This is a genomic window from Prolixibacter bellariivorans ATCC BAA-1284 (assembly GCF_000621705.1).
GTDB lineage: Bacteria > Bacteroidota > Bacteroidia > Bacteroidales > Prolixibacteraceae > Prolixibacter > Prolixibacter bellariivorans.
Map to the genome: position 1 here is coordinate 126,192 of NZ_JHXO01000005.1, position 15,331 is coordinate 141,522.

Sequence of the window (15,331 nt, forward strand, 5' to 3'; positions counted from 1 at the left end):
TTTAAACTGATATTTTACCCTTACAGGACGGTAATGTTGAGCTTTTTTAAATCATTTGAATCCGAACTGGTTCCATAAAACACTTGATATTCACCAGGAGATACCTTCATTCGACGTGTATTCCAATCATAGAATTCGAACGATGAAGGTGGAAGCATAATGGTGGCCTGCTCTGTTTTGCCGGCAGTAACACTGACTCGATTAAAACCCTTCAGTGTTTTTATTGGTCCATCAATGTCATTGACCTTATGCACATACACCTGCACGATTTCGGTACCGTCTCTTTCCCCTGTGTTGGTCACCGGGATCGTCATTCGAATGGATTCATCCGGATTTATCTTTGTCTTGTCAAGTTTGGCTGTTCCAATATCAAATGTCGTGTAGCTCAATCCATAACCGAAGGGGAACAGGGCATCGTTCATGTAACGATACGTGCGACCCTGCATCGAATAGTCTTCAAAATCTTTGAGTTGATCTGAACTTTTATAGAACGTGATCGGCAGTTTCCCTGAAGGGTTGTAATCGCCAAACAGCACGTCGGCAACGGCTTGTCCGCCCGACTCACCGCCATACCATGCCTGCAAAATAGCATCGCAACTTTCAGTTTCAGGAGTGAAAGCGATGGCAGAACCAGAGCAATTCACAAAAATCACCTGCTTACCTGCTTCTTTCAACGCTTTTAAACAATTGCGCTGTACGGCCGGAAGCTCAATATTGGTGCGGTCGCCACCTTTGAATCCGGGATAGGAAACCGGCATTTCCTCGCCTTCCAACTTACCGGAAAGACCGCCGACAAATACCACCTCATCAATGCCTTTCAGTTTCTTAATCAGGTCGGTATAATCCACATCCACTTCTTTCCCAAAATTGAATTCGATGTTTGCCTGCCAGTTATTTAGCTGTGCGTAGCGAATTTCAATAGAATATTTTTTACCAGCTTCAACCTTAAAAGGGACTCTTGATGAAAGTGTTCTCCAGTTATCATATTTTTTCAGGGATTCTCCATTCACCAATAGTTCAAAATGCCCGGTTGCGCCTCCTTTAAACACGATTTCTTCGGTAGTTTTAGGTACAAATTCGGTTTGGTAGATAGCCGAAAAACCTTCCAGTTTCACACCCGATGCAAATTCGTGTTGCCCGGCAGTTGTCATCTTTATCGGATTGACAATCTGCTGCGTGATTACAGCATCTCCTTTGCGGTCGGGATTATTCCAATAAGTTGCTTTAAATCCAGGCTTGCCATCGAACGAGCATTGATCGAAATAACTTTGGGTCACTTTATCTTCGACCAGGTCACACCCCTTATCGTATAGAATCTTTCCAGCCGGAAGTTTTGTTTTTATCCCGTCCAGAATTGAGATGGTGCGCACGGGGGTACCATTGTAATTACCCCACAACATGGGTTTGTCGTCGGCATTGGGTCCAATCACGGCTATTTTCTTTCCCGATTTTGACAGTGGTAAGACATGATTTTTGTTCTGAAGCAGCGTCATGGTTTCACGGGCCATCTCAAGGGCAAGCTCCTGATGTTCTTTTTCATTCAAAACCGATGGCGGGATTTGTGCCCAGGGAACGATTGAATCGGGATCCATTTCTCCGAGGTCGAACCGTCCTTCCAGCACACGCATCAAACTTTTGTTGATGTCTTCTTCCCTGATCAAACCTCTCTCGACTGCATCTGTCAATTTCTTAAAAGGATAATTTTGCCAGACACATTCCACATCGGTCCCGGCTAATACGGCTTTTGATGCCGCGTGAACTGCGTCGGAAGAAACTTTGTGTGATGTAAAAAAATCGGTGATTGCGCCACAGTCTGATACAACCAAATATTTATATCCCCAGTCATCACGAAGAATCCGTTGTAACAAGCGGGTGCTTCCGCAGCAAGGTTCGTCATCCAAACGCTGATAAGCACACATTACCTGCCGCACGTCTGCTTTTTGCACCAGTGCTTTGAATGCCGGCAGATAGGTTTCGTATAGCTCTCGCGGACTAACACTATTCAGGTTGAGTTCGTGGCGGCTCCATTCCGGACCTGAATGAACAGCAAAGTGTTTGGCACAAGCCAGTAATTTACGGTATTTAGCATTCTCCGGGCCCTGTAAACCTTTGACTACCTGAATGCCCATCCGGGAAGTCAGGTAGGGGTCTTCGCCATACGTCTCCTGACCACGTCCCCAGCGAGGGTCGCGGAAGATATTTACATTGGGCGTCCACACCGAAAGGCTGAGGAAGCGCTTATTTTCGTTTCCCGCCTTGATCCATTGGTTGTATTTGGCACGAGCTTCATCCGAAACGGCGTTGTAAATTTTATACAGCAACGCATCGTCGAAGGAAGCAGCCATACCGATTGGTTCAGGAAAAACCGTAACATTGTTGTTGTTCGCATATCCGTGTAACGCTTCGCTCCACCAGTTGAACCGTTTGATCCCTAATCGGGGTACCGGATCTGATTGGTCGCACATCAGTGTCACCTTTTCATCGAGGGTTAGTCTTGAAATTAAATCTTCAGCTCTCTCCTTAGAAGTTAATTGAGGATTTTGAAATGGATATTGCTGTGCCCGGACGGTCGTTGAAGCCCAGAGGCAAACAACTAAAATCAAGTATTTTTTCACAATTGCTTTAATTAGGTTCATTTGGATTTAAAGTTAATCATTGAGTCTCTGTTGCGTTTTTAATTTTAGATACGCTGTTTTAAAATTGGGATATATGGTGTGCTTCAGGTAGGGACGGAAAGGACGTTGATGACAGCTACGGGAAAAAACGCGGCGAATAGAAAAAATGGTGTATCCTTTTCACGAAAACGTTTCGTTCATCATTGTTCCGGAGTCACGCTTCCGGAACAATGATGAACATTTGTTTTGATTTTTCCTTTCGTTGAATGGCTTAGGTCTGTCGTCGACCATCTGTTACTTCGGGCTTTCCGTAAGATGCGGCATCTTTAGTCATCGCCTCTTCAGCTTGAATCGCCTAGAATCTTACTGATATTTTCTTTCCGGTATAAGTCACTGTTTTACCATTACGTTCATTTGTACTCATTCCGGCACCGTTGTTGGGCGAAACCAGGATGATTCGGAATTTTCGTTGCTCGAGCATTCCCGGGAAAGTCCCTTTCCGGCTGTTGATGGTTAAAATTTTCCGTGCATTATTCCAGTTGAAGGTAATGGTCGAATAGATTCCTTTTTCATAATCATAATTGTCGTTTTCATCCTCATATAAGGTGAATTGACCATTAGCGCCGGGATAAACGCGTATTTCCAGGTCGTCCCATTTTTTCTGGGTGGCATACTGTACTTTGGGCCCGAATGGGATGATGCTTCCGGCTTTGATGTACAAAGGAATCTCGTCAATCTCTGTTTTTTGATTAATTTCCTGACCGCCTTTGTGCTTCTCATTTGTCCAGAAGTCGTACCATACTGTTCCGGCAGGTAAATAAACCTTTTTTGATTTTGACTGGGTGAAATCAATCGTGGATTGGGTCTTGTTTGATGCAGGCGCTTCGTCCGGGCCGGAACCTGGCTTGTTTTGCGGTATTTTTTCGGGCGTATATTGTGCATGAACAACCGGGGCTACCAATATTGATTTCCCAAACATGTACTCATTATTCATATTCCTGACTTTTGGATCGTTAAAATCCATCATCAAAGCCCGCATCATCGTCGATTGGTTGTGTGTGACTTGCCATGCATCAGCGTATATGTAAGGCAGAAGGGAATAACGCAGATTTATGGCTTTGGCTATTGCATCGTAAACAGGCTCTCCCTTTTTCCCAAACTGATAAATCTCCCGGGGGATATCGGTTCCGTGCGAACGCATCATTGGTGTGAAGGCTCCAAACTGCAGCCATCGAACGTAAAGTTCCTGGAATAATGGATTTTTTGCTCCCTTAGTCCCATTCCAGCTTCGGTTATAGGCACCGGCAAAGAAACCGCCGATATCGGAATTCCAGTAGGGAATACCACTTAGGGAGAAGTTCAGCCCTGCCGGAATTTGATTGCGCAATGATTGCCACGACGAGCTAACATCACCTGACCAGGTGTTGGCCGCATAACGCTGCTGACCGGCAAATGCCGACCGGGTAAGGATGAACACGCGTTTGGCAGACGTGACAGCGCGCTGGTGGGTGTAAACCCCGCCGACTGTCATCAATGGATAGGCATTCCGAACTTTACGGAACGGGCCAAGGTAGGTTTTTTCATCCAGGTCGGAAGGTTTGAATTCCAAATGATCCGGCTCGGTAGAATCCATCCACCATCCGTCGATTCCCAGGGAGAAAATTCCTTTGTTTAAGTACTTCCAGTAAATGTCGCGTGCTTTGGGATTATAGGCATCATAAACTCTGACTCCTGACGGATAGTCCATATTGGGTGGCCACTTTTGAACGCCTGATTCAGGCCAGGTTTTAAAGCTTAAAAGTGCACCTATCTTGTTCAGCTCCCGGTAAGGTTTGGTCATTGGGCCAAACGACGACCAAATGGAGATAATCATGTGTGCGTTCATACTGTGCACATCATCAACCATTTTTTGCGGACTATAGTATTCCGTATTCAGGAACTCCATGGCATTCCACAGGTAATTGTTACCCCAATACTGCCAGTCCTGTATAATTCCATCCAACGGAACGCCTAACTCACGGTATTTCCTGACTACGCCAACCAGTTCGTCCTGACTTTTGTACCGTTCCTTACTTTGCCAGTAGCCGAATGTCCACAAAGGGAACATAGGAGCTTGCCCGGTCAGGTCGCGCATACGTGCGATTGCTCCGTCGGGATTATTGCCGTACATAAAATAGTAGTCAACACAATTACCTACGTCTGATTTGAAGAATGTTCTTTCCTGGTTGTCAGAAAAAGTGGTTGGAGAGTAATTATCCCAAAACATTCCATAGCCTTTGTCCGACACGAAAAAGGGGACATAATCGTCAGTATTTCCCTGTATCATGTGTAGCTTCAGGTTTCGCTGGACCATTCTGCCTTGTTGTTGCTGCCCGAGACCATAAATGTCTTCGTTCTTATCCAGAACAAATGCCTGGTATACATGGTATGTTTTTTCCCCGGCATCGTTGTAGTTGGTGAATTTAACGCCCGACTTTTCTTCCTTTAGCAGAGACTTCCCTGATGGAGTAGAAAATTCAACCTGTCCGCTGGATAAATTCAGACTGACACGCAGCTTTTTACTTTTGAGTACAAGGTTATCACCGGATTGACTGACCCGGAAAGCTGTTTTTTGTGGCTTTTCAATAACCGAAAGGCTTTTTTTTGTAAAGGTTGTTCCGGCCGGCCATTTTAATATCCTTACCGTTGAGGGGGAATAAAACCCGATTTCAATTTGAACCGAGTCAATAACCGTTTGAATCCCGGTAGCGGTTTGTTGATAAGATTGGCCGTTGGCCGTCATGGCTGCTACAAAAATCAGCGGCATCAATATATAAATACGCAGCAGTTTCATTCGATTCGTTTTTTAGTTGGTTTATTATCTGCTATGTTGATTCATCTGGCTTTGAATTCCCACCAGTCGAAGTTGAACAAATCGCCCGGAGTACCTTTGAAAACAAAGAAGAGATCATGAACCCCCTTTACTTTTTTCACCTTGCAGGATTGGAGCGACCATTTCTGCCATCCGTCGGTATTTTTGACAGGGCACACGCCCAGTAACGTACCGGTTTCACTATCGATACGGATTTCGATCTTGCCTCCCGCAGATGCCGATGCGACGCTGGCTTCGAATGATTTAGCACCCTTCCGAAAATCGACACCCTGCACTTTAATGTAATCGCCATTGTCGACGTCTGTTACGTAAACTCCCACCTTGCTGTTCTGCCTTGTTTTCAGACCGTGACTCCAGGCAATGGTCCCGGCTTCCACTCGTCGATATGGATTTATCGTTCCTAACCTTTTGGGGCCTGTTGCTGACCAATAGGGTAGTTTTTGAATGGTCCCGTCATCGTTGTAGGTCATTTGGTCGATCGACACGGAACGACGCTCGAAGTGTTTTTGGGTGGTCTGTTTGAGTAAATCATAATTCAGACCGAAACAATACGAATTTCCTTTGTAGTCAATAATTCCGGGATGGTTTCCCCTTGACTTCGGTGTCACGTCCATGATCATCCCTTTATATTCCCAGGGACCTGTGGGCGAATCACTCATTGCATAACCAATGGCTTCCGGACAACAGGTGGAGGCGTAGGCCAAGTAGTAATGTCCGTTTCGCTTCCAAACCCATGGGCCTTCCTGATAATTTTGAGGCTTGGACGCTACCTTGACAATTTCGCCAGAGTAGGAAATCATATCTTTATTTAGTTTCACATAGTAAAGATCAGGATTTCCCCAATATAAATAAGCCTGCCCATCGTCATCAATCAAAACGGTCGGATCAATATCATTCCAGATGTGATCGTCGTTGATCAACCTCTTTCCCAACGGATCTTTAAAGGGGCCGTACGGACTGTCGGAAACCAAAACACCAATTCCATTGCCATGCATCGGACAATAGAGGTAAAACTTTCCGTTCCGCTCGACACATTGCGGAGCCCAGGCGCCATTGTCCTGCCTGGCCCAGCTAAAATTCTTCAATGAGGCTACAATTCCGTGGTCGGTCCAGTTGACCATATCCGTAGAGGTATAGAGCAACCAATTGAGCATCTTGAAACCGGTTGCATCGTCTTCATCATGGGTCGTATAAAGGAATACCGTATCGTTATAAACCATTGGTGCCGGGTCGGCGGTATATTTGGTTTGAATAATGGGATTCTGAGCAGCACCGACAAAAACGATTGTCAGCAAGAGAAATAATGTTGCAAGAACTTTAGATGTAGCTTTCATGATTAAGGTATAGGTTGTTTAACATATCATATGAATATTGAGGAGTTATTGGGGTATAAATCCCCACCAGTCGAAGTTGAATAAATTGCCTTGAGCACCTTTGAACACAAAAAACAGATCATGTACTCCTTTCACCTTTTTTACCTTACAGGATTGAACATCCCAATCCTGCCATCCACCGGTGTTTTTTACAGGGCACACACCCAATAAGGTACCGGTTACACTATCGAGATGAATTTCAATTTTACCTCCGCCAGAAGCAGACGCGACACTGGCTTCGAATGACTCAGCCCTCTTGCCAAAATCGACACTGCGTACTTTGATGTAGTCGCCGTTGTTGATATCGGTTACATAAATGCCGGTAATACTGTCTGAGGCTGTTTCTACACCTTCTTCCCAGGCGATTGTTTCGGCTTGCCGGCGGATATACGGATTCAGGTTGGCAACTCCTTTAACGACTCCCGCTTTTGTCGCGGCAATTCGGGGAATGGTCCCGTCCGGGTTGTATTTAAATTCTTCAACACAAACAGAACGGTCGAAACCGCCGCCGCCGGGTAAGGCTCCGTCATGATAAAAGAGGAACGATTTCCCTTTATAGTCAATAATTCCAGGATGATTGGTGAAAGCACCACCTGTGCCAATGACCGGCATAATTGTATCCTGGTATACCCATGGCCCGGTCGGGCCTGAACTGGTAGAGTAGGCCAAATGTTCAGGTACGCCACCGGCCGGATATATCAGATAATACAAGCCATTTCGTTTGTAGAACCATGGTCCTTCCTCATAGGTCGTAAATCGTTTGCCGGTGCTGTTTACTGTTCTTTTTATTTGGGAAACAAACCAATCTTTTTTGTCCGAGGGAATTGGCCTGATACCGGCCTTTTGATCGTACGAACTCATATCACTGTTAAGCTTTACATACCAAAGCTTTGAATTTCCCCAGGTTAAATAGGGTTGTTTGGCGTCGTTAAAGACAACTGTCGGGTTAATATTCCCGTTACCGCAATCTTCCGAAATCAGGGGCTTACCAAGCACATCCGTAAACGGGCCGATGGCTTTGTCACCGACGGCCACGCCAATCACTTTTTTATTTGTCCGCTTATCGATTGCACTTACGTACCAGTAGTACTTGTTTCTGGAAGTGTTTTTAACGGTATGCGATGCCAGCCCGTTAATTGATTTTGCCCACTTAAAAGTATTTTTAGCATTGATAATCCTGAGTTTAAAGCTTTTTGTGGTGAGTGGAACTTTCACAATTCCCACATTCTTGTCATACGAAATCATGTCTTTGTTGAGCTTGACATAGTAAAGCTGCGGATTTCCCCAGTACAGATAGGCTTGTCCGTCATCGTCGATATACACGGTAGGATCAATATCTCCCCAGCCGGTGGTCACGAGCAGTTTACCAAGTGCATCAACAAAGGGGCCTGTTGGCCTGTCGGATACAGCAACGCCAATTGCCATGCCTTTACCATTGGCTTGATTCATGGGTACATACCAATAAAATTTGCCATTTCGTTCGATGCATTGTCCGGCCCAGGCATCCTTTTTAGCCCATTTGAACGTTTTGAGAGACAATGGTGAACCATGGTCTGTCCAGTTAACCATGTCGGTGGTGGAATAAACGTGCCAGTCCTTCATGGTGAACCAGTTGGAGCCATCTTCGTCATGCCCCGTATATAAGTATACCGTGTCGTTATAGACCATTGGTGCCGGATCGGCTGTATAAATGGTCTGAACGATTGGGTTTTGAGCATGTCCTGCAAAAGGCATTATGGCTAAGGACAGTAATATTATAGATATGATCTTCGAAAAATTCTTCATTCCAATGTTTTTATCACTTTAACCAGTTTTCGCACTTCGTGATGTACAACGTTTAGCTATTTTTTATTATTGACGTTATAGCCCAATATCGAAAGCATCTTCTCTCCGTAGCGTTTTCCTAAAATCCGGTAACCTTCGGCGGTAAAGTGCAAGTGGTCAGATATGCCCGGACATCCTTCGGACGAAATGATATACGAGTTCGGAATCGTTTCGGGTAGCTTGTCGATAATGGCGTTCATACTTGCGCAAGCGCCACCTTCTCCCTTGCTCACAAGTTCACCGGCCAATAATGGAACCGATTTGGGATTCAGGTTTAGATCGTTGATCAGGTTATCGTAAATCCCTTTCACTTTATCGGGCCATTCCTTGTCTCCGGTGTTTGACTCTCCCTGGTGCAAAAGGATTCCTTTAATTACGCCGGATTTCTGAGCGATCTTAGCCATTTCCACAAGACGGCCGTAGGGATTTCCGTCGTATTGGTTGATCATATTGATCATCCAGTCCGGCGCCGTTTTGATATATGCCTTGTAGTGATCTTTTTCAAATAGTTCGATTTTGCAGCCTCCAACAGCAACATTGATTACGCCGACTTTAATATTCTTCGGAAGATTGGCAACCAAAGTTCGACCGAAATAGTCAGCGGGAGTTAAGCCCGTATTGCATCGACACAAAGGGGGAACAGCTGTATACCAATGGCCCATTTCTCTTTCTAGCTTTGGGCAATCTACTGCTTCCAAAACCTGGAACCGACTGTCTACGGTGGTGTCCTGAGGTTCAAATTTGGCATGGCCTTCCATGTTCGATTGTCCGAAGCACAAAAAGATATAGAAATTAGGATCCTGTGAAAAAGCGTTCATACTGAACAGAAGTAATCCAACAATTGCGAATAGTTTTATTTTCATGATGTTTATTTGGCTTATTTTATGTTTGTTATTATCAGGTTCATTTCAGAAAAGGCGGTCAGGGGCCGCCCGGTAGTCAACGTTGTATTTTAAAAGTGTCTGAACGTTAAGAGCGCCGACGCAATTGAAGCGATCGTCCGCCCCTTTTGCTTTTTTTATTTGTGCTTTTAGTGAATGCGATAGCGGCTGATTAATGATCAATTAAGTTCGAATCCTTCATCCATTGAAATAGAGGGACCATCCAACCTTCCTGTCTGAAAATAAAGCCATGGCCGCCTTTTTGGTAAATATGCAATTCAGCGGGAACGTGGTGATGTCTCAATTTCTCGAAATAGATGATGCTGTTGTCTACGTCAACTAATGTATCGTCGCCTGCATGGGTTATATATGCACGTGGAGTATTTTCATTGACATGCAATTCGTTTGATAATTCGTCAATCGTCGCCTGGGTCGGATTCTTACCCAGTAGCATGATCCTCGAACCGAAGTGAGTCAAACTATCCTCCATGCTTATGACCGGGTAAGCCAAAATTTGAAAATCGGGACGAAGGCTTGTATGATGATTGTTTTCAATGAGTGCCTTCTCATAATGGGTTGCTTCAGTTGAAGCCAGATGTCCGCCGGCCGAAAAGCCCATGATTCCAATCTTATTTGGATCAATCCCCCATTTGGCTGCGTTTTCTCTGACTACTTTAATGGCTTGTTGCGCATCCTGCAGAGGGCCAATTGTTTTATTCCTCATGGTCGAATCATCGGGAAGCCGATATTTAAGCACAAAAGCAGCAACTCCGTGCGCTGCAAATTTCTTTGCCGTCGACACACCTTCTCCCTGGTAAACCAATACACTATAACCACCTCCCGGACAAATTACAACAGCCGTTCCGGAAGCATTTTCTTTTTCCGGAAGATATATTTCCAGAGTAGGGTGGGTTACTCCCCGGTACATTCCTGAGGTATATACTTCTTTAATGCCGTTGACCTTTGCATTCGGGATGGTGTCGGGATATAATTTGATGATCTTTTGCGCATTTACAAATGCGGGAAATGAAAGCAAAAGCAACAGACAGCTGATTTCTACTTTCATCGGATAAATTGGCTTGTTTCGTATTTTTTTCATCTTCATTGAAATAGCGAGCTATCAGTTGCTTTGGCCATTGAGTGGGAACCGGGTTCATAAGGATGATGCTCGTCTTCCCGTTTAGCGTCAGGTCAAAATGCCAACGTATCTCGTTCGGGTGATTTTTTGTTTTCCCCGATGTCGTCAATCATTTTCTGTAAAAACGGCGGGAGGAACCGGCTTAAAAAGCAGTTGTGAGAACATGTACAGGTTATTCTTCCATACCTCGAAATCATGATGTCCACCCGGGATGACTTGATAAATATGGGGAATATGATGTGCAGCGAGGTAATCATGAGTCCGCTTGCTGAAAGTGATCAGATTATCCTGGTCGCCACAGGAAATCCATAGCAATTTGAGCTGTTCTTTTGCTTTTTCCGGACTGGGCACCAGTACTTCCGGTTTTTTTGTGTTCGGGGCGGAAGAAAAACCACCTACCCATGCGAATTTATCGAGATGCCCCAGCCCAAAATTCAACGATTGTCCGCCGCCCATCGACAGACCCGCAAGTGCACGATGTTTGCGATCTTTCATGGCCGGATAGTTCTTTTCAATGTAAGGAATCAGGTCATTGAGTAAATCCTTTTCGAACGTTGCAAAAGCCTCGACTTTGTCCTTGTCAAATATGTTTCCAACCGGCCGGTCGTCTTTCATGGCGCGACCGTTGGGCATCACCACAATCATGGGTTCCACCTTTTTCTCAGCATACAAATTGTCAAGTATATTCTGCATATGCCCGTTCTTCTGCCATGCGTATTCATCTCCGCCTATCCCGTGTAAAAGGTAAAGGACCGGGTATTTCTTCTTTTTTGAATATCCTGGTGGGGTATAAACCAAGGCTTTGCGGTTTGTTTCCACAGTTGACGAATGGTAGACGATGGTATCGATTTTTCCGTAAGGAATGTCGGATTTTACCACGTCGAAACCTTGCGGTACCTTTTTCACAAGATTTTGCGAAACAGCTGTCATACTGATAAGCAGCATGGCACAGAGAACAAAAATTAGTCTTTTCATAGGTTATCGTAAATATTGATTTAGTGTTTTTATTTGTCTCTTCAGGTTGTTGATGTTGCAGCGGCTTGGAATGTGACTACTACGGTTGAATATTCATGTTGAAAAATTACAAATTGCTCTGTTGTTAAGGTTTCAAATCCGGATAATCTTTTTGAGAAAATAGATAAACTGTGTTTTCTCCAGCGCTACTTTGGCACAAACTTATTGTCTTCAAATGCAGATTCCCTTTATTGTTAAAAAAGGAAACCGTCAGAGGAAATCTTGAGGTCTTTGCGAATGTTTTGTTTTTCGTATCAGCAAGCCAAGGCATAAAAATACCTCAAATCAAAAATCAGATACTCAAAATTCAAACGCAGATTGTGGTGCGATGTTTACATTGCAGTAATGGTTGGAGAATCATTTTTGACCGATAAATCATTTGTTGAATCTGTTTCTATTATCGGGCAGATTCGTTGTTACTAATATTAACTACATTCCTGATGACTAGACTGCTTTCTTACCTCTATTTGGGACTGACCTTTTTGTGCTGTTTTTCGCTTTCGGGGTGTTCCTCTGGTGCAAAATCAAAAACAGTTCATTTTTCGAAAGATGGTTTTGTAGCCCATTTCGATTATTTCAATTATCGTGGAGACGATGATTTTTACAAAAAAAATCCCTTGCCAGGTGACGATTACTTCTACAATCCTATTTTGCCCGGATGGTATTCCGACCCCAGCATTTGTAAAAATGGCGATGACTACTTTTTGGTGACATCTACTTTCTCGTATTTCCCCGGCGTACCGATTTTTCATAGTAAGGATTTGGTCAACTGGAAGCAAATTGGGAATGTTCTGGACAGGCCTTCTCAATTAAAGCTTAATGGACAACGAGTAAGCCAGGGAATTTTTGCTCCGGCTATAAGTTATAATCCCCATAATCAGACTTACTATATGATAACCACCAATATCGGAGGCGGAAATTTCTTCGTGAAAACGAAAGATCCGTTTGGTGAATGGTCCGATCCTGTGTGGTTACCTGACGTACATGGAATTGATCCTTCTTTCTTTTTCGATGATGATGGTAAAGCATACATAGTCAATAATGACGAGCCGGTTGGTGGTTCGAAATACGAAGGACATCGGGCCATCCGTATTCAACAATTTGATGTAGAAAAGGAGAAGACGTTTGGTCCAAGGATTATGTTGGTTAATGGTGGGGTGAATCTTGCTGAAAAGCCGATATGGATAGAAGGTCCACACATGTATAAGATCAATGGTAAGTATTACCTGATGTGTGCGGAGGGAGGCACATCGGTCAATCATTCGGAGGTAATATTCAGAGGCGATACACCCATGGGGAAATTCACTCCCTGGGACAAAAATCCAATACTGACTCAGAAAAATCTGGACCCGAATCGGCCTGTCCCAATTACATGTGCAGGTCATGCAGATTTGGTACAGAAAGAAAACGGGGAATGGTGGGCCGTTTTTCTGGCGTGTCGTCCCATCGGGAACAAGTTCGAAAACCTGGGACGTGAGACATTTTTGTTGCCTGTAAAATGGAGTAATGATGGTTTCCCATACATAACAAAGGGTAATGAGGTAGTTCCAAGAATCGTTCGAATGAACGGTGTGAAAAGAGATTCTCTTTGCACATTTGGGAATTTCGAAAAGAACGATGATTTTAACTCCCGGAAGCTGGATATTGAATGGATGACACTGAGGGAACCAATTGATTCACTTTACTCTTTAACTGACAATCCCGGATATTTAAGTCTTAGGTGTGCGAATGTCTCATCTACAGAGCTAAAGGCTCCTGCCTATATTTGTCGAAGAATGCAACATCACAAATTTGTATGCACGACAAAATTGTATTTCGAGCCAACCAATGGACGGGAAACAGCAGGTCTCTTGCTCCTGAAAGATGAAAAGCACCAATATTTTCTTTCAGTAGGAAAACTAGATGGAGGCAGAAAAGTAAGTCTTGAGAAGCTAACGGCTTCAGGAAACTCTACTATAGCAAGTAATCAGATTGCCGGGGGCAATTCTCCCATTCGATTAAAAGTCGTGTCAAAAGGGAAGACTTATGACTTTTACTATGCATTAGGCGATGGACCCTGGCTGAGTTTGTGCAAGGATATCGATGCGTACTATTTGTCCACCGCCAATTCATTTGGATTTACGGGAACAACCATTGGAATGTATGCTACAAGTAAGTAGGAATTCATGAAGAAAGATTTGGTGGATAAGTAACAGGATTCAGCTAGACAAAAAATAGCTCCGTTTATTAGTATTGGCATTTTTTCATAGATGTAGCAGTTGGTGGACTCTGATTTTTAGTAGAACAGAGTCCACCCTTTATTCATAAAGATATTCAACGTATTTCGAATAATGATGTATCTGAGTGAAAGTTATGCTTACTTAACTGTTTCTTACTGACGAGGCTCTTTCTATTAGATTTGTTTTGAGGATGCTAACATGATGCGTGTCTTGATGCTTCATCCTTTTAAAAAATTGTTTAGCCGCTTCCTGGCCAATTTTAAATGTCGGATGTGTGATGGAGGTTAGTGGAGGCTCTACGACCGTTGCGTGAAACTCATCTGTAAACCCTACTAAACCAATATCTTCCGGGATTCGTAGTTTTCGTTCCTTTATTCCCTTCATCGCGCCGAAAGCAACAGTATCATTGATACCAAAAACAGCATCGGGAGGATTGGGTAGTTGTAACAGACGACTCATTGCTGATTTGGCTGACTCCAAACTTAAATTACACTGTTCAACCAACTCTGGAGAAAAAGGATAACCAGCTTCATTCAAGCCTTCCATGTAACCAGCTAATCGTTCCTTTGAAATATTTAAATGACGAGGTCCGGATATGAATGCAATACGCTTGTAACCTTGATTTTTAAAATGGTGTACAATTCGTTTGGAAGCATCTATATTGTCTGCTGTTACGCAAGAAACTCTGTCTTCCAGGCACACCCGGTCGAAGAAAACCAGCGGAATATTTTGTTCGATTATTTTTTCGAAATGGTGATAGGTTTGTGTTTCCCTACTTAGGCATACAATCAGGCCGTCTACTCTTGCCTTTACCAGATTTTCAACGGCTTCAACCTCTTTTTCGTACGATTCGCCCGAACTGGCAATCACAACAAAATAGCCTTTCTTTCGTGCAAGGCTTTCAATCCCAGCAATGATAGAAGCATAAAAATGGGTGACTACATCAGGAACAATAACACCTATCATCCCAGTCGTTTGTTTCAGTAATCCCATGGCCAGCGGATTAGGAGAGTAGTTTCTCTCCTGCGCCAACTTTTTTACTTTTTGCCGCATTTCCACACTGATATCCGGATGGTCTTTCAGTGCTCTGGAAACGGTCGATATAGAAACATTCAGTTCGTTTGCCAGATCTTTCAATGAAATATACCGATTCCCCATAGCTTATGCGATTCTTGCTCAAAGCTAATTAATTTATCACGGATGATTTCTTCATTAATGTTATAAAACATTTTTTAGTCACCGCAAAGCTTTGTGCAAAGCTTTGCATGAAGAAATCTATATGTATTGTGTTGTTTGATTTTCAATTTTATAGAACTTGTTGAAAAATGTTTTCGTGAAACGAGCCGCGATAGGGAATCTATAACGGCATTCATATGTTGTTGGCGCGTTCTACGC

Annotated in this window: 9 protein-coding genes; 1 reads left to right on the top strand and 8 read right to left on the bottom strand. The window is 43.7% G+C overall.

All coding sequences use genetic code 11. The features are described 5' to 3' along the window. Positions 1–20: 20 nt before the first annotated feature. From xyl3A to T426_RS22630, 7 genes are all read right to left on the bottom strand, one after another. Positions 21–2,636: a xylan 1,4-beta-xylosidase gene (gene xyl3A, locus T426_RS0103700; protein ID WP_174820391.1), complete on the bottom strand. Its 2,616-nt coding sequence runs from the start codon at positions 2,634–2,636 to the stop codon at positions 21–23. A 334-nt stretch (positions 2,637–2,970) separates the two neighbouring features. After that, the gene (locus T426_RS0103710; RefSeq protein WP_027585297.1) at positions 2,971–5,448 is read right to left on the bottom strand and encodes a glycoside hydrolase family 31 protein; all 2,478 of its coding nucleotides are present in this window, start codon (positions 5,446–5,448) and stop codon (positions 2,971–2,973) included. Between the two features lie 41 nt (positions 5,449–5,489). Beyond that, complete coding sequence (locus T426_RS0103715; RefSeq protein WP_025864164.1) at positions 5,490–6,821, bottom strand: glycoside hydrolase family 43 protein; 1,332 nt, start codon at positions 6,819–6,821, stop codon at positions 5,490–5,492. Positions 6,822–6,866: 45 nt separating this feature from the next. Beyond that, positions 6,867–8,645 (bottom strand): family 43 glycosylhydrolase, encoded by a 1,779-nt coding sequence (locus T426_RS25460; protein ID WP_199898531.1) that lies wholly within the window; start codon positions 8,643–8,645, stop codon positions 6,867–6,869. 56 nt (positions 8,646–8,701) lie between these two features. Then, on the bottom strand, positions 8,702–9,547 hold the full coding sequence (locus tag T426_RS0103725; protein ID WP_025864166.1) for a sialate O-acetylesterase: 846 nt from the start codon (positions 9,545–9,547) through the stop codon (positions 8,702–8,704). A gap of 190 nt (positions 9,548–9,737) precedes the next feature. Further along, entirely contained in the window at positions 9,738–10,664 is a 927-nt protein-coding gene (locus T426_RS0103730; protein WP_234406637.1) for an alpha/beta hydrolase, read from the bottom strand. Between the two features lie 144 nt (positions 10,665–10,808). Further along, positions 10,809–11,678 carry an alpha/beta hydrolase gene (locus T426_RS22630; protein WP_036985358.1) on the bottom strand — a complete coding sequence of 290 codons (870 nt, stop codon included), beginning with the start codon at positions 11,676–11,678 and terminating at the stop codon, positions 10,809–10,811. 479 nt (positions 11,679–12,157) lie between these two features. Here T426_RS22630 and T426_RS0103740 point away from each other — a divergent pair, with 479 nt between their 5' ends. Beyond that, positions 12,158–13,876 (top strand): glycoside hydrolase family 43 protein, encoded by a 1,719-nt coding sequence (locus T426_RS0103740; protein ID WP_025864171.1) that lies wholly within the window; start codon positions 12,158–12,160, stop codon positions 13,874–13,876. Positions 13,877–14,077: 201 nt separating this feature from the next. Here T426_RS0103740 and T426_RS0103745 read toward each other — a convergent pair whose 3' ends face one another. Further along, a complete protein-coding gene (locus T426_RS0103745; protein WP_025864172.1) occupies positions 14,078–15,094 on the bottom strand; it encodes a LacI family DNA-binding transcriptional regulator in 1,017 nt (338 codons plus the stop codon). Between the last annotated feature and the right edge of the window lie 237 nt (positions 15,095–15,331).